Source organism: Bdellovibrio sp. MYbb2, assembly GCF_056175685.1.
This window is the reverse complement of the sequence record NZ_JBJKJI010000001.1, coordinates 13,510-32,666: the sequence shown is the minus strand read 5'-3', so window position 1 is coordinate 32,666 and position 19,157 is coordinate 13,510. Positions and strand designations below refer to the sequence as shown.

At 50.1% G+C, this 19,157-nt stretch carries 22 protein-coding genes; 7 read left to right on the top strand and 15 right to left on the bottom strand.

From position 1 onward, the window contains the following. Positions 1-15: 15 nt before the first annotated feature. Positions 16-825, top strand: coding sequence for a hypothetical protein (locus AC04MQ_RS00175; protein WP_148278682.1), 810 nt, complete (start codon positions 16-18; stop codon positions 823-825). A 71-nt stretch (positions 826-896) separates the two neighbouring features. Here the strand turns inward: AC04MQ_RS00175 and AC04MQ_RS00170 are convergent, their stop codons facing one another. The 4 genes from AC04MQ_RS00170 to AC04MQ_RS00155 all read right to left on the bottom strand — a co-directional run bounded on the left by AC04MQ_RS00170 (position 897) and on the right by AC04MQ_RS00155 (position 3,575). Further along, positions 897-1,622: a DMT family transporter gene (locus tag AC04MQ_RS00170; RefSeq protein WP_475390471.1), complete on the bottom strand. Its 726-nt coding sequence runs from the start codon at positions 1,620-1,622 to the stop codon at positions 897-899. Positions 1,623-1,723: 101 nt separating this feature from the next. Beyond that, positions 1,724-2,401 (bottom strand): flagellar brake protein, encoded by a 678-nt coding sequence (locus AC04MQ_RS00165; protein ID WP_015089796.1) that lies wholly within the window; start codon positions 2,399-2,401, stop codon positions 1,724-1,726. Further along, entirely contained in the window at positions 2,374-3,276 is a 903-nt protein-coding gene (locus AC04MQ_RS00160) for an SAM-dependent methyltransferase (protein WP_475390469.1), read from the bottom strand. The genes AC04MQ_RS00165 and AC04MQ_RS00160 overlap by 28 nt, the downstream gene beginning before the upstream one ends. After that, entirely contained in the window at positions 3,273-3,575 is a 303-nt protein-coding gene (locus tag AC04MQ_RS00155; protein ID WP_041576941.1) for a hypothetical protein, read from the bottom strand. Before AC04MQ_RS00155 ends, AC04MQ_RS00160 begins: the two co-directional genes overlap by 4 nt. Before the next feature lie 207 nt (positions 3,576-3,782). Here AC04MQ_RS00155 and AC04MQ_RS00150 point away from each other — a divergent pair, with 207 nt between their 5' ends. Then, a complete protein-coding gene (locus AC04MQ_RS00150; RefSeq protein WP_015089799.1) occupies positions 3,783-5,009 on the top strand; it encodes a hypothetical protein in 1,227 nt (408 codons plus the stop codon). A gap of 64 nt (positions 5,010-5,073) precedes the next feature. Here the strand turns inward: AC04MQ_RS00150 and AC04MQ_RS00145 are convergent, their stop codons facing one another. From AC04MQ_RS00145 to map, 4 genes are all read right to left on the bottom strand, one after another. Continuing rightward, the gene (locus AC04MQ_RS00145; protein ID WP_475390467.1) at positions 5,074-5,601 is read right to left on the bottom strand and encodes a MarR family winged helix-turn-helix transcriptional regulator; all 528 of its coding nucleotides are present in this window, start codon (positions 5,599-5,601) and stop codon (positions 5,074-5,076) included. 227 nt (positions 5,602-5,828) lie between these two features. Beyond that, positions 5,829-6,224, bottom strand: a complete 396-nt coding sequence (locus AC04MQ_RS00140; RefSeq protein ID WP_015089801.1) for a hypothetical protein — start codon at positions 6,222-6,224, stop codon at positions 5,829-5,831. Positions 6,225-6,316: 92 nt separating this feature from the next. Further along, on the bottom strand, positions 6,317-6,823 hold the full coding sequence (locus AC04MQ_RS00135) for a GlcG/HbpS family heme-binding protein (protein ID WP_015089802.1): 507 nt from the start codon (positions 6,821-6,823) through the stop codon (positions 6,317-6,319). A gap of 72 nt (positions 6,824-6,895) precedes the next feature. Then, the gene (map, locus tag AC04MQ_RS00130) at positions 6,896-7,654 is read right to left on the bottom strand and encodes a type I methionyl aminopeptidase (protein WP_475390464.1); all 759 of its coding nucleotides are present in this window, start codon (positions 7,652-7,654) and stop codon (positions 6,896-6,898) included. Between the two features lie 25 nt (positions 7,655-7,679). Here map and AC04MQ_RS00125 point away from each other — a divergent pair, with 25 nt between their 5' ends. Together AC04MQ_RS00125 and AC04MQ_RS00120 are read left to right on the top strand one after the other, a co-directional pair. Beyond that, entirely contained in the window at positions 7,680-8,528 is an 849-nt protein-coding gene (locus AC04MQ_RS00125; protein ID WP_015089804.1) for an NAD(P)H-hydrate dehydratase, read from the top strand. A 90-nt stretch (positions 8,529-8,618) separates the two neighbouring features. Continuing rightward, positions 8,619-9,557, top strand: coding sequence for a hypothetical protein (locus tag AC04MQ_RS00120; protein ID WP_475390462.1), 939 nt, complete (start codon positions 8,619-8,621; stop codon positions 9,555-9,557). A gap of 379 nt (positions 9,558-9,936) precedes the next feature. Here AC04MQ_RS00120 and AC04MQ_RS00115 read toward each other — a convergent pair whose 3' ends face one another. From AC04MQ_RS00115 to AC04MQ_RS00100, 4 genes are all read right to left on the bottom strand, one after another. Beyond that, the gene (locus AC04MQ_RS00115) at positions 9,937-10,533 is read right to left on the bottom strand and encodes an NUDIX hydrolase (protein ID WP_475390460.1); all 597 of its coding nucleotides are present in this window, start codon (positions 10,531-10,533) and stop codon (positions 9,937-9,939) included. 30 nt (positions 10,534-10,563) lie between these two features. After that, the gene (locus AC04MQ_RS00110; protein ID WP_475390458.1) at positions 10,564-10,983 is read right to left on the bottom strand and encodes a hypothetical protein; all 420 of its coding nucleotides are present in this window, start codon (positions 10,981-10,983) and stop codon (positions 10,564-10,566) included. Positions 10,984-11,060: 77 nt separating this feature from the next. Further along, positions 11,061-11,678 carry a PAQR family membrane homeostasis protein TrhA gene (gene trhA, locus AC04MQ_RS00105; protein ID WP_419144693.1) on the bottom strand — a complete coding sequence of 206 codons (618 nt, stop codon included), beginning with the start codon at positions 11,676-11,678 and terminating at the stop codon, positions 11,061-11,063. A gap of 96 nt (positions 11,679-11,774) precedes the next feature. After that, positions 11,775-12,974 (bottom strand): TCR/Tet family MFS transporter, encoded by a 1,200-nt coding sequence (locus tag AC04MQ_RS00100; protein WP_475390456.1) that lies wholly within the window; start codon positions 12,972-12,974, stop codon positions 11,775-11,777. 79 nt (positions 12,975-13,053) lie between these two features. Between AC04MQ_RS00100 and AC04MQ_RS00095 the strand changes: the two genes are divergently transcribed. Together AC04MQ_RS00095 and AC04MQ_RS00090 are read left to right on the top strand one after the other, a co-directional pair. Next, a complete protein-coding gene (locus tag AC04MQ_RS00095) occupies positions 13,054-14,871 on the top strand; it encodes a monovalent cation:proton antiporter-2 (CPA2) family protein (RefSeq protein ID WP_475390454.1) in 1,818 nt (605 codons plus the stop codon). A 57-nt stretch (positions 14,872-14,928) separates the two neighbouring features. Further along, positions 14,929-15,168: a hypothetical protein gene (locus tag AC04MQ_RS00090; RefSeq protein WP_015089811.1), complete on the top strand. Its 240-nt coding sequence runs from the start codon at positions 14,929-14,931 to the stop codon at positions 15,166-15,168. 188 nt (positions 15,169-15,356) lie between these two features. Here AC04MQ_RS00090 and AC04MQ_RS00085 read toward each other — a convergent pair whose 3' ends face one another. Continuing rightward, positions 15,357-16,451, bottom strand: coding sequence for a DUF2914 domain-containing protein (locus AC04MQ_RS00085; RefSeq protein WP_475390452.1), 1,095 nt, complete (start codon positions 16,449-16,451; stop codon positions 15,357-15,359). A gap of 105 nt (positions 16,452-16,556) precedes the next feature. On the opposite strand from AC04MQ_RS00085, the gene AC04MQ_RS00080 reads away from it, so the two are divergent. Next, positions 16,557-17,120 carry a hypothetical protein gene (locus AC04MQ_RS00080; RefSeq protein WP_015089813.1) on the top strand — a complete coding sequence of 188 codons (564 nt, stop codon included), beginning with the start codon at positions 16,557-16,559 and terminating at the stop codon, positions 17,118-17,120. Here AC04MQ_RS00080 and AC04MQ_RS00075 read toward each other — a convergent pair. Both AC04MQ_RS00075 and AC04MQ_RS00070 read right to left on the bottom strand, forming a co-directional pair. Beyond that, complete coding sequence (locus tag AC04MQ_RS00075) at positions 17,117-17,926, bottom strand: S1 family peptidase (protein WP_475390450.1); 810 nt, start codon at positions 17,924-17,926, stop codon at positions 17,117-17,119. The genes AC04MQ_RS00080 and AC04MQ_RS00075 overlap by 4 nt on opposite strands. A 227-nt stretch (positions 17,927-18,153) precedes the next feature. After that, positions 18,154-18,882 (bottom strand): hypothetical protein, encoded by a 729-nt coding sequence (locus AC04MQ_RS00070; protein ID WP_475390448.1) that lies wholly within the window; start codon positions 18,880-18,882, stop codon positions 18,154-18,156. Between the last annotated feature and the right edge of the window lie 275 nt (positions 18,883-19,157).

Sequence of the window (19,157 nt, the reverse complement as noted above, 5' to 3'; positions counted from 1 at the left end):
ATCACGGAGGACAGCATGAGTTTATCACCGGCTTTCGCAACTGCGGGGTCCAAGCTGCAAGATACATTGAGACCTAGGTCTCATGGGGAAAGACTAAGGTCTTTAATATACGTTCTATTTCTTACCTTGGTCGTCCTTCTTTCCGCGATCGAGTCCCGCGCTCAGAACGAAGGTCCTGAATCAACCACTCTGGTGGATGAAAATTATTCTTTGAAAGCCGACCGCGAGGCGTTTGAAGAACTACGTAAAAACATCCCGGCCAACGTAAAAAAGGACAATGATGAAAAGGCCTTCATGGATGGTCTGGTTTCAGACTTGTCCCGCACACCTTCCGAGGTTCGTGGCAAGTTCAGTTCTATCGTGAACAAGAAGCGTGATTTGTTTAATAAAGACATGACCAAGGCGCGCGAACAGTTCGGCAAGATCCAGAAAAAAGAGCGCGACGAATTCACCAAAGATCTGGCGGACAAACGCAAGGCCTTCGCCAAAACGAAATCGACCTCTGACGAACGCAAAGAGTTCTATGACGAACACGAATCCAAGCGCAAAGACTTCTACGAAAATCAGAAGGAAAAACGTGACCAGTTCGAGGCCGACATGCGCGACAAACGCAAAAACTTCGATGACTACATCCGTTCAAAGACGGACGAATTCAATCAGCTTCACCGCGATTACACCAAGCGCTTTGATGAAAACAAAAAAGCCGTGGCTGATCAGAAGAAACAAGCCGAGCTAAAAAAGAAACAGCAGCAGCAGGATCTGGATAAAGAATACGAAGCCATCCGCAAACAAGATCCAACGATCCTCGGACCTACCGGCGAATAAAAGGTGCCTGGTTGTTTTTTCTGGCTACGCAGCATCTAACGCAGGGTGGGCCTAAAAAAGAACCGGGAACCTTATTGTCTGTCGGTAAAAAGAAGTGCCAGCGAGGCACCGATGATCATCAGGCCGCTGACAACGACCCACAGGGTGATCGGCTGGCCGAAAAGAATTGCGGCGAAGGCGATTGCGTAAACGGGTTCCAGGGCGATGAAGCCGCTGCAGGTTTTGGCTGACAGGTGGCTCAGGGCAAACAGATACAACTGATGCATCAATGCGGTTGTGACCACTCCTAAAACTACCAACCACATCCAGTCAGAGCCTCGTTCCGGCGCAGGTCCCATGAATCCCAAAAAGGGCAGCATGCTGACCACGACCACAATATTTTGAACAAATGAAATGGTGATTGGTCTCATGTACAAGGTCAGGCTTTTGGCGAATACTCCGAAAAAGGCAAAGGCCAGGGCCGAAGTAAGACCGATGACGGTGCCAAACAGTTTTGCACCTTCGGCTTTCACATCCACAAGCATTCCGACGGCGATATCAGCCATTTGAACCGAAGCAAAAAAGCTGACCCAGTGATAGCTCAGCAGAACACCGGTGATCACCAAAGGCTTTAGATGATTTTTTGCCGACGTCAGATTCAGGCCGCCAACAGTGAATGCATAGAAAAACAAAGTGATAGCCGCGAACAATCCCCGTGCCCCCACAATCCAAAATGGCGAAGCATGAAGCTCTCCGAAAAGAGCGGCGGAGCCAAAGATGATTGCTGCAAGATTGATTGCGATAAGACCAGCGTTCATATCGGGCCATTGAACACTTGATGAAGCGCTGTAGCCAGAAAAAACAACCAGGCACCTTTTATCGACGCGCTGTAGACCCGAAAAAGAACCGGGAACCTTTTTTAGCGGCGGAAGACTTCTTTGTGGATTTCCAGGGTGATGGCGAAGAGTTTGTTTTCCAGGATTGCTGACAATGGAGTGAACTCGATGCCGAAGGTTTGGATGACCTTGTTGCCGTCGTCGACTTTAATGTGGCGGACTTCGCCCTGCACTTCGATGGGACTGCGTTTGCCGATCAGGAGGTGACCTGTGACCTTGTCGCCCATCTTTAATAGCGGAGCATCCAGTTTATAGACGACTCGGCAACCCTGACCGCTCAGGTCGGCCAATTGGCCGGTGATCTTCTGTGGTTTATCGTTCACCAGAATAATATTATAGAAAGCCTGATAGCCGTCAGGGATGTGCACGCGATAGTTCTGGCGACGCTGCAGGTGATACAGCTCCTGCGGAACCGGGATCAGCACCTTGCCGTTTACGACTTGCGCTTTGCTTTGGAAGTAGTACTTTTCACCACCCAAAAAGAAGTGGCCCAGATACTCTTCCTGATCTTTCATCAGTGTCGGGGATTCAAAAGTGCATTCCAAAGCCTGATGTTTGGAATTGAACAGAACGACCTTCAACTTGCAGATGGAATCTTCCGTGCCCTTGCACAGGAATTCGCCGCGGGCTTTGGCCATATCATCCCAAAGTTTTGCTTTTTCATCAGCGCGGGCTATGAGCTTGAAGGTGCTTTGATCCATACCGTGACCTCGTGCTTGTTGTGGTGCAAGTGCTGTATACGTACATTATCGAGCGCCAGAAACTTTTTCAAAGTCTCGTAGTCGGTCTTACCTTGGAATTTTATCGTGCAAACGAAGTTTGAGCAAAGTCCTGAAGCTTGCCAATTTTGAACTAACTCGAGCAATTTCTCGGGATAGCAGATGATGTCCGAGAAGAACCAATCAATGGCCCCAATGTCCTCGGGCTTTACGTTGAAGGCATTGGTCTTCATGAACTTCACGCCGGGCAATGCGGCGATATGGGGTTCCAGCGGGGCGCGGTCGATACTGACGACCTCACAACCCACGGTTTGCAGCACCCACGTCCAGCCCCCGGGGCAGCTTCCGAAGTCCACGACTCGTTGCCCTTTTTTGGGCTTGATGCCATGGACGGTGAATAGCTCCCACAGTTTCAGGTAGGCGCGAGACGGAGGATTCTTTTTGTCTTCATTGAACTGAATGTCCCCCAACGGAAATGGAGAGTTCGTCGTTGGCGAAGCCAGCAGCGTGTTTTTATCCAGCAGCATCCACGCACCCAGATTGTTTTCTGGAAGTGGATCCAGGAAGTTGATCAAACGCGGGCGCAGCTTCGGCAGCTGATCCTGGATCAATTGGGCTCGGCGGTGATTTTCGATAGTGTAGGGGGCCCACAGTTTGCCTAAAGCTTTTAAAGCCTTGGCGGCCTGGGTGATGGATTCAAAAGGAATGATTTCGGCATCAAGCCAAATATTTTGGGCCCATACAGGATTCTGCAGGGGCCCATCAGTAAGTACCAGATTTCCGTGAACTGATTTTACGTATTTAAGTTCTTCCAGAAGATCAGGCAGAAATTTTTCCGGGGCAAGATAAGCGATCATGCCGCCTTAGTTGCCACAGCCGGAGTCAGAAGTCCACGGTTATCCCAAACAACCATGCAGTCTGCCCAGAACTTCTCTTTTAGTTTTACATCAGAAGGACCCATTTTCACTTTTGGGAAATCCTGTTTTTCAAAGTGTTCAGTGAACTGGGATTCGTTGCACGCGCGAACCACTTTCATCATCAGATTAAAGTGCGCTTCAGTGAACGGCTTGTTGTCCACGAGCATTTTTCTGAGACCGCCCTCTGGAGTATGCAGAAGGAAATTAAAGAGGTTCGGTACATCATATTTTTGACTCATATTGAGACTCCCTTTTTGTTGTTTACCTACCCCTTTATTATCGGAGGACCCTTGGCAGTTCTTAAACCCAAAGTACGGTCCTAGGTCCAGAGCGTTTCTGTTTATTAATTTTTCAGTTTTCCCGGACTTTACCAAGATCCTGAAAACTGGACCTTAAAATGGTCCAGAACGCCTTTAGTCGCGCGACCTAACTCCGATCTAGGAGGTATGAAAACACAAAAAAGCACAACCAACATCCTGATGGCTCTTCTAGTAACAACAACCGTTTCCTCCACGACCTTCGCCATGGCGAAGAAGCCGGTGAACTCTGGCGGTGGCAGTAACGCAGGCACAACTCCTCCTGCTACGACGCCTCCGACAACAACTCCACCAACGACAACCCCTCCGGTTCGTGAACCAGCGGCGGTGACTGATTCCATCACTCCGGAAGGTTTCAACGTCTTTACCGAAGTTGCTTACCCGGTCGGTGGTGTGGTCGATACAAAATACAGTAACTACCGCGAACTTCTGCCAGTGCGTAACGCTCAGGAAGCTCATGCCACAGATAAATGTGACACAAATCTGGATACAAACGACCGTTTTGCAGATCGTATCGCTTACGCGGTTGAACTGAAAATGCAGCCAAGCAAAGCGCAGCTGGGTTATGTGGCTTCTTATTTCAACCTGAATAAAGACGTGAACACATATCTGCCAAACAGTTTGATTTCACATCCACTGTGTAACGTGACGTCCTCGACTTTGAACACGACCTTTGCGGGTAAAAATGTTCCAGGTGCAGCGACAATCAAAAAGATCAATGATTTCACAAATCTGATGAACGGCTATCGCCGTGAAGCTTTGTCCGGCAACCGCGAAGGTTACGTGAAAGCTTCCAAGTTGTGGTCCAAGTTCATGATGTGTCTGTCTTACATGGAGTCTTTGACGACAGCAGACACCGCGAAAGCTCAGAAAGTGGCGGATAAGTATGGTCCATCCGGCTATCGCCGCCCAGCAGGTGTGAACTTCTATGAAGATCCAAATCAGCCGGCGGAATCCCGCTTGAACATCGGTCTGTTCCAGTTCACTCCGGATGCTGGTGGTAATATCCAGGCTTGTATCCGTGAATGGAATCAGTTGTATCCTAAGTGCGGTATCAAAACGAATGCATCCCAGTCTGAACTGATCCGTGTATTGGGAAGCTCTTTGCAAACCTTCAATGCCTTCTGTGCGGCAGCGAAAGTGACTGGCAGTTTCGCGGTTCAGGTGAATGCAACAAGCTCCAAGAACACGCACCCGTACAACGTGACTTCCAGCGGTTCTTTGAAAGCACCGGCAGAGCGTTGCGTAAGCCCGCACATGTCCGTGGGCAGATCTTACAACCACTTCGGTCCGTTCCAGAACACATCTGGTTTCACTCTGGACAACATCATCAGCTGTACAATGGCCGGTGAGTAGTAAAAATTTAGAAATTGGTAGTGTGAAAAAGAAAAAGCCCGCTGTTGTAAGCGGGCTTTTTTATTTATTCGGCAGCAGGTTTGTGGCCGATTTCTTTCATTTGTTTGATCAGTCTTTCGAAGTAGCCGTTGATCTGATCTTTTTCCTGGGATGGGAATTCACTCCAGAATTTATTGATGCGGGTTTGATACTCCGGCAGGATCTCGCCGGTTTGTTTCTTGCCCTTTTCAGTCAGCTTGATCACGTAAGAACGGCCGTCTTTTTCGTGCGTAGTTCTTTGTACGATTTCGGCCTTTTCAAGGCTGTTGATCAGACCTGAAATAGTGGCTTGAGTCACACCCACCATCTGCGCCAACTCAGAAGGCATCAGACCGTCCACATATTTGTTCAGCAAAATCATCAGCGTGAAACGACCTGAGGACAAACTGTACTGCGAGAAAAATTTGTCCAGATTGATTTCAAACTCCGTGGTGATTTTGCGCAAAAGAATATGCGAGTACCAAGCCTCGGGATTTACCTGAGGATAAAGAACACCAGCCTCTTCTTGAATGGCTTCACGGGAGGGGATTTCGGTAAGGAACAGCTTTGCCATAGAACCTCCTAGAACTGTCAGCAAGCATATTTAAGCTACCTTACTATTTTAATTAGGGGGCTAATAGGTGGCAAGTAAAAGGACGCAAAAAAACTATTAGTTTGCTCACCTTTTTGTGCTCATTATGCGCTCATTTCGAGATAAGATTTTCCTGACGAAAATAAAAAAAAAGGAAGAAGTGTTGAAGCACTTCTTCCTGCAAGTGAACTGAGAATTGTGTGGAGCAATTATTCCAGAGTGTAAACGATCACTTTCACGAAATCTTTATCGCTCAAAGATCTTTCCAGACATGCGCGGGAAGTTTCAAAAGTGGATGGGGATTTTGTACCGGAGAAAGTGATCAGCACAACGCCGTTCATCGCTTCGCCCACCACCTGACAACGGTCGTCCATCAGTTTCAGAACGCGGCCTTTGGTTACAGGAAGCTCTCCGTCAGTTGTGAACTTGATAGCGCAAGAAAAGAAGCTTTGAGGTTTGTCCGTAGCCCCAGAAACATTTTTCAAGCACGTGTTGTAAAGGTTGGAGATTTCTCTTTCAACAGCGATGATGTTTCCGACTTTACGGTCAGAAGCTTGTGCAGAGAAAGCCACTAGCAAAGAAGCGATAGCAAAAAACAGTTTCATAAATCCTCCGGTTATTTTAGGAACGTAAACAGCCTTTCACCGTTTTCTTCCGGTTTAAAGCCTTTAGGCAGCGTGTCGGGGAATCTAGTGTTTCAATTTCCTAGTCGATCCTTGATTTTGTCGATTCCAGCTTGAGCGCACTGGTCGTCCAAAGGACCGCCTGGAGCACCACCCACGCCAATAGCACCAATGACGATACTGCCAGCTCGAATGGGAAGGCCCCCGCCGAGCAATAGGAATCCGTCAATGGCGCCAAGATTTTGAGCGGCAGGATTGCTTTGAGATGCTGCAAGCATTGCGGAGGTTCCGTTCTTTGCTGAAGCGGACGTGTAGGCTTTGCGGCGGCTGGCATCGACGGTATGAGGGCCCGCGCCATCGGCGCGAAACATGGCTTTAACGTCGCCTGCCTTATCGACGACGGTAGCGGCCACCTGATAGCCCTTGGTTGCGCAGTTGGCGACAGCTTCTTTGGCCGCTTCTTCAGCCAAAGCCAGAGTGATATTGGATTCGATTTTAAAGCCTGCAGACGGCGAGGCAGCATAAGCCAGAGGACTTGCCACCACCAAAGCCACAGACAGAGCGGCGATGCGTTTGTTCATAAGGTCTCCTAAGGGTGAGGAGAAAATCTTAGAACTTTTAAAAGGCCCTCTGCAAAGAAAGCCCTCGTGTATTTAAACAGAATCAGGAATGGTCACGATCAGGGCGCGGTCCTTCAGAACCACCATCGTGTGCTCGAATTGAGCGGTGCGATGTTCTTTGCCGGCCACCAGTGTCCAGTTGTCGGGTTCTTCATCGACGAATCTTGCGCCGGTGGAAACGAAAGGCTCAATGGTGATGACATGGCCTTCCTTCAGCTTTCGTTTGTCGTTTTTGTCAAAGTAACCCGCGATGAATTTCGGTTCTTCGTGCAGGCCGCGGCCCACACCATGACTGCCCAGATTTTCAATAACGGTGTAACCGTGGGACTTGGCGACTTTTTCGATGTTGTAGCCGATCACATTGATCAGCTCGCCAGCTTTCACGGCCTTGATAGCCGTGTCGAGTGCCAGACGGGTGACTTTCAAAAGCTCTTCATCAGTTTTTTTTGCCGGAGGCACGATGAAGGATCCGCCGTTGTCGGCAAAGTAGCCGCCGAATTCAGCCGACACGTCGATGTTGATCAGGGCGCCGGCTTTGATGATCTTCTTGTCAGAGGGCACCCCGTGGGCGACTTCGTGATTCAGGCTGATGCAGTTGTAGCCTGGGAAGTTGTACGTTGCCATGGGACCGGACTTGGCGCCATGAAGCTCCAGATACTGGCCACCGAGATTGTCCAGTTCTTTGGTGCTCATGCCGGGTTCCATTTTGCGGGCCATGTACTGCAGGCAGTTGGCGACGATTTTCCCGATTTTTTTAAGACCTTCCAGGTCGGCTTCTGTCTTTACGATCATGGATTTGGTTTATACACTAAGGTTTATGGAAAAAGCCAATGATCCCGTTCGCATCCTGAAGAAATCAACCGCGCGGAAACTTTTACCCGCCGTTGGCACCCATGATAATAAAGCCACCAGGGGCCGCAGCCTTTTGCTGGCGGGCAGTGCCCAGTACCCCGGAGCCGGGATTCTGGCCGCCCGCGGGGCTTTGCGCATGGGCAGTGGTTATGTGATGCTGGCCCCGCAAGGGGTGATGATTTCGTCTTTGGAAAATCCGGATTTTTTGGTTTTGGATCTTAAGAAAAACCACTGGCAGCAGCAAAAGTTCGATGCGCTTTTGTGCGGTCCCGGTTTTGGCGTCAATGAATTCACCGCTGAGGTGATTCGTGATCTGAAAGCCCGTAATGTCGAGCGGGTGGTGCTGGATGCCGATGCCCTGACCGTGTGTGCGGAACAGGATCTGTTTCCATTGCCTGCAACCTGGATCGTCACACCTCATACCGGAGAGCTTGCGCGCTGCCTGGGGGTGGAGGCCGAAGAAATCGCCGGCAACCGCTATGGATTTATTCGCATTGCTCAGGAGCTGATGGGCTGCGTGGTTTTGCTGAAAGGCCCACAAACTTTGGTGGCCGGTCCCAACCGGGTCTTTGGAATTTCCACCGGAAACGCTGCCTTGGCGAAATCCGGAACCGGGGATGTGCTGGCGGGGGTTATAACGGCTTTGAGGGCGCAAAAGGTGCCCGCTTTAAGGGCAGCCCTGCTGGGAGCTTACGTGCACGGCGCCACCGCGAATCTGTGGAAGTCGCAAAAGCGGGATCTTTTAAGCATGACGGCGTCCGACGTGGTCGAATATCTGCCTCAGGTGCTCTATAAATTACGTGAGGAATTTTAGAAAAAACTACCTGCCCCGTTCCATAACAAAAGCATGACTTTCCTTTTCCCTCTTGGGCGGGTACAACCTGCCGAAACTTTGGGGGATTTAATGACTAAAGGGCTTTTGTTCGCAGCGGTGCTGGGTCTTTCGTTGGCAGCCAACGCACAGACTTCTTCTACAACTCTTTCCACTCCATCTGTGGAATCCGGAACTCAGAAAACAACCACTTCTGTGGGCGACGTTCTGAAAAACAAAAAATTCGAAGACGACAAAGACATCACTGATTCCAAATTGAAAGCGGAATCCGGTTCATTGTCCCGTTACTCTTTGAAGTTCTCTTTGTCTTACTTCGGTCCTCCAATCGGCGATCTTGACAGCAAGTTGCAGCCAAATCCGGATGGTTCCATCGGTGTGAATCAGGTTTCCCTGAGCGGTTCCATCAGCGGTCGTTACCGTTTGGATTCCAAAGCGGCGATCAGCGCGGGCACGGGTATCAACGTTTTGACTCCGTTCCAGGGTGCTGAGCGCACGGATGTTAAAACTCCATTCATCAGCTATGACCGCAATGCGCGTTTGGGCGATGTTCAGGTTCGTAACTCTTACGGTGCTTCCCTGACGACAGTTCCAAACTTCCGTGACGTGGGTCAGTACTCTTCTCTTTCTTATGACAACTCTCTGGTTTACAACATCGGTTCTTCCGGTGTGGCCGTGGGTCTGGATACAGGCTTGAGCGTGTTCTTGTATGAGCGCGGTTATGAGCCAAAAGACGGTAAGGCTTCCCGTTACCACCTGGGTTTCTACCCACAAGTGAAATACAACTTCTCTGATAAATTGAACGTGTACACTTCTGTGGCGATGAACTTCTGGAATCCACGTTACCGTGACGGCGAGATGGAATTGCTGAACAAAACCCTGAGCGGCCGCGTGGGTATGGGTTATGCGTTCTCTCGTGACATCTACTTTGCACCTTACCTGAATTACTACCCTAAGGATGCTCGTACCGAGTCCACGACTCTGAGCTTCTCCACGATCTTCTCGATCCTGTAGTTTCAGACGGCATTTTAAAAAACAAAAAAACCAGGGCGCCTTAATCGCTCTGGTTTTTTTATTTAATCACCAATCAAAAATCTGATCTTGTCACTTAAGGCGGACCCGTCTCTGTCAGGAGAGCCAATTCACGAATCTCCCGGTTCCAGATATATTCCTTACGTACGACATGCTTTTTAGCCATTCAAGGCTCCTTTCGCAGAACCTAACCTGAGGTTCATAAAACTTATCGGCCAGACCTTTGGATAGTTGAGCGACTTTTTTTAAATTCTGGAAAAAAACGAACGTCGTCCAATCGTGAGACGTGAAAAGCGCCGCTGTACGAGCGAAAAAAGGGGTGTCGTTCTTTTTGACGATCAGGGGTGAGACAATTTGATGGTTATTTGTTCGCGGCTGCCAGAACTTCGAGCAGATTCAGGGTCATCATGTACGACAATCCCCACAGTGGCGGCTCACGATCCAGATACACGGCAGGAAGCTCAAGGCCGATATTATCCCGCTGCAGACGGTAGGTGGTCTTTCTTTGTGGATTCTGGATTTCTTTCAGCGGAATCCAGAAAAAATCAGCCACTTCAGTCGGATCCAGCACAATATTGAAATCACGCTCGGTGAAAAACACGAATGGGCGGATATAAAAATCCAGCATCGTTCCGGCCTTGCGCGCCTGGATGTCGTTCAGGCGACCCAGCAGTTCCGGATTGGTCAGAGCAATGCCGACTTCTTCCTGCGTTTCGCGTAGGGCGGCATCCAAATCGGTTTTGTCGGTGTCTTCGCGTTTGCCGCCGGGAAAAGCCAGCTGTCCTGACCAGCGGTCAGATTCGCTGAAGGCCCTCTGGATAAATCCCAGCTGCAGATTTTCGAAAGAATCCCCGCGCAGGATCAAGGCCACGCAGGCATGGCGACCCAGCTGCGTGGAAAGGTCCACGGGCATGGTCACGTTGATGGTGGAATAAAGAGATTCTTTGAGAGAGCTCATGACTCCCTCAAAGATAACCGGAAATACGAACTAGCGGCAAGATCTGCGCGACACGGTCTCGTTCTTTTGATTGCAGGAAGTGATACGGCAGTTGGAATAGCGATAGTGGCAACGGTCAATGGCTTCACGTTCAGCCTGGTACTGGGATGGGCTGGTGGATTCGATGGTCATGCGGTATCCGCGGTAATCGACACCTTCAGCGGTGCAGGAATAGTATTTGGCAGAACAGGTTTCGATACAGTTGCCATGTTTTTTCAGACACTCTCGACAATCACCGTGTCCAGACCAGTGTTCTTCCCAGCCATCATCAGAAGCTGAGCAAGTGACTTGCGGACGACCAGAGCCGGGCCGATCCCCAGGGCGGTCGGGTTTGATCCAACCCAAAATATCCGCGGCAAACGCGTTCATCGTGAACAAACAGATCATTGCAAAAGTCATTAGTGGTTTCATTTTCCCTCCTTGAATAGGTACGAAGGGAAATATTTCAAAGATGGTGCCAGCCCGGTCAGGGTCAATGTGACACTTACTTATATCAGATAGAACAAGATGCAGAAGTACTGACACGCACTTCCACCCAGGACAAACAGATGCCAAATACCATGGAAGTGTTTGACCTTTTCATCATACAAAAAGAATCCGATGCCACCCGTATACAGCAACCCGCCCAGTGCCAGCCAGAAAATTCCTGTCGCCGGCAATGCCGCCGTCAGGGGTTTCATTGCGACCACGACAAGCCATCCCATCAATACATAAATAATCATCGAAGGGATGCGCGTGCGATGTGACAGCGTCAGTTCGTAGGTGATGCCCAGAAGTGCCAGTGCCCAGTTGATACCAAACAGCCACCAGCCCCATGGACCGCGCAAAGTGATCAGAGTGAAGGGAGTGTAAGTTCCGGCGATCAAAAGATAGATGGCGATATGATCCAGTTTCTGGAAGATCTGTTTCGAGCGTCCTTGGAAACTGTGATACAGCGTCGAGATGGTATAGAGCAAAACCAGCATGCCACCATAAACACTGGTGGCCACGATTTTCCAGATATCACCAGTGATGGTAGCCAGGGTGATCAGGACAGAGGTGCCTGCCACCGACAGAGCGGCGCCAATCAAGTGGGTGATGCTGTTAAAGCGTTCGCCGTGATAGATAAGGACCTCCCGATTTTTCCAGCATAACATGGATGCTGGAAAAACGAGAGGTCAAGATTTGATGAAAGCCGAACGAGAAAGTTAGGGAAACTCTGTTTAAGCTTTGCGGTGGTACATGATCGCCCATGAAATCAAACAGATCAGCGCGCCAAAATAATATGGTGCGCCGGGGAGGTAGAGAGCACCTTCCCGATTCGAAGAGAAATGTGCGAACAGTTTTGTTGTCACCAGTGGAGTGATGATCGCGGCCAGACTGGAAAGACTGACCAAAGACCCTTGCAGCTCGCCTTGTTCCTGCGGTGGTGTTTTTTGACTGATCAAAGACTGCAATGCAGGAGGGGATGTCCAGAAGACCGCTGACAAAATCAGAATCGCATACATCATCCATCCCTCGGTGGCCAAGCCAAAGAAGACAAATGAAATCGCATAACCAAACGAACCGATCACCACCGTGCGGTGTTCACCGAACTTGGGGATCACCAGTCGGGTCAGCCAGCCCTGGGCAATGGCGGATAAAATTCCCACGACGGCCAAAGACAAACCGACTTGTGCCGTTGTCCAGCCGTACCGGGTTTCCGTGTACAAGGTCCAGATGGAAGGATGTGTCTGACCTGCCAGCTGGAAGAAGAAGTAAACCAGCAACAGAGCTAACAGATGTTTAGAGCGCAGAATTCCCACCAGCGAATAAAGCGGATTGGTACGACGCAAGTCGATTTTGCGTCGCATGTTTTTTGGAAGTGATTCCGGCAGAACGAACAAACCAAAGAAGAAATTCAGCAGATTCAAGCCTGCTGCCACCAGGAACGGATACTCAGGCCCCAGGTGCCCCAAAAGTCCCCCGATAGCCGGGCCGATAATAAAACCCAATCCAAAGGCGGCGCCCACCATCCCGAAGTTGGCCGAACGATTTTCATCATTACTGACGTCGGCAATGTAAGCCATCGCCACGGTGATGTTGGCTCCGGTCAGGCCGGCGATGATTCGTCCGGCAAAAAGGATCTCAAGCGTGGGAGCATAAGCCATCAGGATATAGTCAAAGCCCGCCACCAAAAGTGAAATCAACAATACGGATCGGCGACCGAAGCGGTCCGACAAGGCCCCCAAGAGTGGCGAGGCCAAAAACTGCATCAACGCATAAATCGAAATGAAATAGCCAAAGTATTCCGTGACCGAGGTTTCACTGGATACAAAACGGCGCATGATGTCCGGAAGGGACGGGATCACCAAACCCAGTCCGATCATGTCCAAAGTCACGGTGATAAAAATAAACCAGATGCCTGCAGTTTTCTTTGTCATAGGCCCCAGCCTAAAAGATCGTTCCCGGCTTGTCACAGGAATCTTGCCGGGATCAAAACAGCTTGATACCTTCGTTAACATGATTTTACATGAGCAGCTTCTGCAGATTCTTGCGTTCCTTGGTTTTTCCGTCGTTCTTGTTTCATTGTTTCAAAAGCTGGGCTTGGGAACCATTCTGGGTTATCTGGCAGCCGGGATTTTGATTGGTCCTTTGGGATGGGGATTGATTTCGGACTTCCATTTTGTGCAAACCATTGCGGAATTTGGCGTGGTCTTCCTGCTCTTTATTATTGGTTTGGAGCTTCAGCCTAAAAAACTATGGGGCTTGCGAAAAACCCTGTTGGGTTTCGGTGGCTTGCAGATCCTGTTCTGTACCGTGGTTTTCACCCTGGCGGGACATCAGCTGGGGATTTCCTGGGCCAGCGCTGCCGTGGTGGGTTTTGCCCTGTCACTGTCTTCCACGGCGTTTGCATTGCAAAGCCTGTCTGAACGAAAAGTTTTAAACACCGAATTTGGTCGCGCTTCTTTTGCGATCCTGCTGATGCAGGACGTGGTGGCCATTCCGGCCTTGGCAGTGATTCCAAGTCTGGGGCTGGTGACAGCTTCCACCCGTGAAGTGAACTGGGGCGGGGCCCTGGCGATCTTTATCGGTTTGGCCTTGGGCAGCCGTATTTTGATGGGCCGATTCCTGCAAGTGGTGGCCGAAACCCGCAGCCGTGAGCTGTTCACTGGGGTGACGTTGTTGACGGTGATCGGCGTGGCCTTCTTGATGGAAAGCGTGGGCCTGTCCATGGCTTTGGGGGCCTTCCTGGCCGGGGTGCTGTTGTCTGAATCTGAATATCGTCACGAACTGGAAGCCGATCTTGAACCTTTCAAAGGTTTGCTGATGGGTCTTTTCTTTGTTTCCGTGGGCATGTCCGTGAAGCTGTCACTGCTGATCCAGAATCCAGGGCTGATTCTGGGGATCACCGTGGGTTACATGGTGCTGAAAGGCTTCCTGATTTACGGCGTGGGCCGTGTGATGAAGCTTCACCGTCCGGCTTCCAATAATCTGGCCGTCTATCTGGTGCAAGGCGGGGAGTTCGCCTTTGTGATCTTCGGGGTTGGTCAAAGTGCGCAGGTGCTTTCGCCGGAATGGACTCAACGGTTCACCTTGGTGGTGACTCTTTCCATGATCGCAAGCCCGATCATCATTGTGCTGAATGAAAAGATTCAGGCCATGATTGCCTGCAAGACTCCGGCGGGGGGGCCGCAGTACGACAAGATTGATGAAGCGGACAATGGCAATACGGTGATCATCGCAGGTTTTGGCCGGGTCGGTCAGATCTTTGGCCGTATTCTGCGCACGCAGAATGTGAAATTCACCGCGATTGAACATGACACTGAACAAATCGACATGCTTCGCCGCTTTGGCAACAAGGTTTATTACGGAGATGCTTCCCGCCCCGAGATTCTGGAGGCGGCAGGTATTAAAAATGCGAAGTACTTTGTACTGGCGGTGGACGATGTTGAGACCTCGAACAACATCGCGCAGATTCTGCGCACCGATTACCCGCATGTGAAAGTCTTTGCCCGGTCCCGCAACCGTCAGCACACGTTTGATCTGATGGAAGCTGGCGTGACCCATGTTCGCCGTGAAACGATTGATTCCAGCGTGGCGCTTTCTGAACAGTTGCTGGTGGCGATGGGAACCCCAGCCAAACGCGCGCATGAGATCATCGAGCGCTTCCGTCTGCACGATGAACTGATGTTGCAAGAACAATTCAAGGTTCGTCACGATCAGAAGTCCTTTATCGACGTTTCCCGCCAGGCGACCCAGCAGCTGGCTCAGGTCCTTAAAGAGGACGCGGAAAAGACATATATTGATCCTCAGCACCCGCCAGAGGCCTCTAAATAATTATTTAACCGACCGAAGCCCTGCTTGGTTCCTATTAATAGGAACAGGAGGGCACGGATGCGCTTCTTAATAATTTCACTGATTTTAATGTCTGCTTCGTTATCCCAAGCTGAGGTTCAGGGATTCAACGAAATGATCAAGGAAGCCTCAGTCAGCGAAAAGATTCTGCGCAAAAGGTTGCTCAGAATTCTGAATAGCTCGGAAGTGGCGATTGCCGCCAACGAACAAGCCCAGGAACAGCTTCAAAAAAGCCCCTCCCAGGATTTTGAAGTGAAACTGGTGCGAGTGAATCAATAAGTTATCCCCCGAAAGACCGCCATCCCCCGGCGGTCTTTTTTTTGGCCTTGTGAAAAAGGTCCATCTCCTTCGTTGTCGGCCCGCCTTCTCGCTCCGACGTGCTTGGAGCACGCCTGCGCTGCGAGGGCAGGCTTCCGCCTCGGACTTGAGCCCTTTTGACAAGGCCACAGTTCTGATAGGTGATCTTTTTAGTAGATGTCTTTGTAGAAGACCCGTTCTGGGTTGTTTGATTCTAATTTAATTACTTTGAAATAGATGCGTCCGATTTCGCGGCCGTCGGTGGTTTCCACGCTGATGCGCCAGTCACCGGCAGAATAGTTTTGCTTTGAGGCAAAACCGCGATAGCCGTTTTTACGGCCTCCGGTGATGTTCATGGGGATCTTGTCGGTGGTTTGCCAGCCGCGAACGGGATCTTTGTAATACCAGTGCAGGATCACGGAATCACTGAATCTTGCCGGGGAAAAGATCTCGGCAAAGAAGTAAACTGTGTCACCGGGTTCAGCATAGAATTCCTGATCCCCGCGGCGCCAGAATCTCCATGAAGCCTGTTCGTGGGACAGGATGTATTTGCCTTCGGATTTTTCCACGCTGTGATAGATGCCCATGTTCTGAATCGACAGCGGCACCGGTGGAATCCAGCCCACCAGATAGAAAGCCAGAAACAGCGTTAAAATTGTAGCGCCCGGAAGCAGCAGATACTTCTGCAGCATACGCTGGTCCTGGATTTTTCTTTTCAGCAGCAGGAACGCCCCATAGATCGCAACCCCCGTGAAGGCAATCGCCAGCAGGAACGGGAACAGCCCGACAAACCCCAGAATTACCGGGATCGTCATGGAAAAGAATGAAAACACGCAGATCACATACAAGCCGATCTTGATGTTGATCTCGCTGCGCTGAGCCCGCTTCATTTCATTGGCGACCATCAGACCCATCAGCAGGGCGACAAAGACCACCGACGAAAACAGCGACGCACTTTTCAGGAAGAACAGCGAATACACGCTAAGCAGGCTTCCCAGCAGGAAGTGCACGATCAGTTGGCGGTAATCCCAGACTTTTTCCAGACGACGGGAAGGCTGAAACAGCCCATGAGTGAACAGGAAGTCATAATAAAGCACGGATCCCAGAATCAGCAGATAGATGATTTGTTGGGAAATACCCAACAGATCATCAATGGCCGAAAGGGTCAGGATATCAAAGAAGAAACCCCCCAGGAAAAAGCCGATGTCGACCTTGATTTCGTTTTCTTCATAGAATTTTAACAGGCGCTCTTTAAGTTCGGTCATGAAACGAAGCTACCACATGACAGTCCCTTAATGAAGGCATGTTAATTTGTCTCAAGAAAAGTTCTGCACTATCCCTTATGTTCCTCACAATAAGGAGTTCGTTTAATGAAAACATGGATTGTTCTATCCATTCTGGGTTCTTTTGTCTTTTCTTCCGCCGCTTTTGCCGCAGAAAGCCGCCAATTTACCAAAGTTGATACGGAACGGGCTGTGGTCAAAATCGTCACCGATGAAGGGCAGGGAATTCAGGCCGCCGTGTTTGTCGATGGTGAAGAAAACGAAAAGTTCATGAAGATGCTTTTGGATGATTCCAATACGCGTTTGGCAAGTCTGCGCGATGAACTGGAAAAAGAAAACTGTGATCCGGCAGCTCCACGCTTTGACAGCTGGATCGAGGATTGTGGTTCTGTTGAATTCACCGATCCTGTGCAAACTTCATTTGCTCGTGGTGGGTGGATGAGTGCCGGCGCTCAGTACACTTACTTTGTGGGCTTCCGCCATGCGGGGACCGGCCATATCTTTGAAGCGACCTACATGGTTGTGATTCAAGAGGAAGTGAACGCTGAAATGAATCAGCAAAACGGAACTCCAAGTGTTTTGAAGAAGGACCTGTCCCTGGTTCGCATTGTGCGCATGCCGGGTCAGATCCGTATTCTTCCTATCCGCTAGTTTTTCTTGGGATTGAGGATGGCCAGTTGCTCCTCAATCCAGTCACTGTACCTGGAGACTTTCATATAAGCCCCTCTACGGCGGCACTTGTCTTCAGGTTGTTCTCCCACCACGTTCATATAAGCATGATTTACACCGACAATCAGAGGTTCAGATCCCGTGATGTCCAGAAGGGGACCACCGGAATCACCGTGGCAGATTCCACTGGTTTTTTGATTGGCCACAAGGTACGTGTCTTTTTCTTCCTGAATCAGAACCCCCGCAGTGCGCAGAATTCCAAGACCCGCAGGGTTGCCGGTGTTGGAGTAAGCACCATAGCCGATAGCCAGAAGGCTTTTTGGCAGAATCAGGGGCTGATGATCCTGGCTCCATTTTAGGATTTTCATTTCTTTGGGTTTGCTGCCGTCGATACGGATCAAAGCCATGTCGTGACGGCCCACGAATTTTTCCGGCGCGATATAGTCCCTGTGCAGAACAACTTTTTCCACGGAATGTTTGGCGGATTTCGCAGATTCAAGGGCATAACTGATCTTAAATTCCATTGAAGGGTCTTTTACACAGTGAGCGGCTGTCAGGATGACGTTTTCAGAAACGAAGGCGCCAGTGCAGATTTGGTACGGGCGCAGCAGAGCAAACCGTTTGGGTTGTATTTTGATTCTGACCACCAGTTTGGCCAGAGCATCGTTCGGGGCCACATCGTGGCCCCCGGCAATGGCGGTGTCTTGAAGCAGATTCTGAAGTTCATGCTGGGATTGCTCTGCACAGGCAGACACCAGTACCATCAGGGTTAAGACCAGATATCTCATGGGATCCTTCTTTCGTGGGGCAAATCTTTGTATCGCCTTACTATTGCGAAGCCAGTGCCGGGTCAAGAAGCAGCCTATTAAGATTGGTTCATTAATATTGTTGAAGTTTCACTGTGTGGGGCGCAAAGGGGCCTTGGTGTTTCGTCCACGATGTTCGGGGAATCGAAAAAAGAAGCGGGACCTTGGGGGCCCCGCTTTAACGGAAGAAAATGGAATGTTGGAAAGTATTATTCGCTGAACGTCTGAGTGGCAGAAGATGGATAAGATCCTGCCTGACCCAAGTTCCATAGCTGAACCATATCACCCACGGTGATTACCGTGCTTCCTGGTGTGGAGTCCGTCAGGGCGATGGAGTCATAGAAGACAGTTCCAAGCGGAGCAAACTCTGGGAAAGCAAAGTCAGGATTCGACACTTTGGAGCAAGTCAGGCCAGTGACTTCGTTGGTGTCTGTCGCATTTGTATCTACGACCAGATCACTGCCGCCCACACATGTTGCGGTATCAAAGTAACCTGCCCAAGTGGTTTCGTTCGCTCCTGCACCACCATAATTAGTCAGTACCGTGCCAATGGCCGTATAGACAATCTGAGTTGCGCCGGAATCAAGAAGTCCGCCCGTCTGGAATGTTCCTGCCTGGCTGACTGTAAACAGGTGGTCACCCCCCATAGCACAACTTGCCCCGGTGAAGAACAGAGTCGAGATACTGTAGGTGCCATCAGCCATTAAGCTCATACCACGCATATAGGAAAGCCCGTTCACCGCTGCGCCAAAGGTGGCGGCGCTGCTGACGGCTGTGCAGCTTGACCAGCGATTGCCAGCCACTTCAGCTGCTGTCAGGCCGCCTGTGCCGATGCTGGGTGTTTCTTCTTCCTTTTTAGCGCATCCGAAGAACAGGGCGGTCAGAGTGATTGCGATTACTGCTTTATGATTCAACGTACCGTTTGAGAATAATTTCATTTGAGTTTCCTTATGGTTTAATAACTACCCCAATCAGGGGACCCCTTATTGATCGGGAGGTTCTTGAAAATCACTAAGGGCTATTTAGGAAATTTCAGCAATGCAATAGTCCCGCTTTGCTACACGGATAGAAAAGCCACACCCTTGATTTTGTTGAATTGTTCAAAGATTCCTTCACTTGAAGAAATCGTCTCAGTTTCGACATAAACAAAAACAACTAGTAAAGGCGGCAGTGGCTTGAGTGAAATTTGAATGTGTTTTTCAGTCTGAGTTTT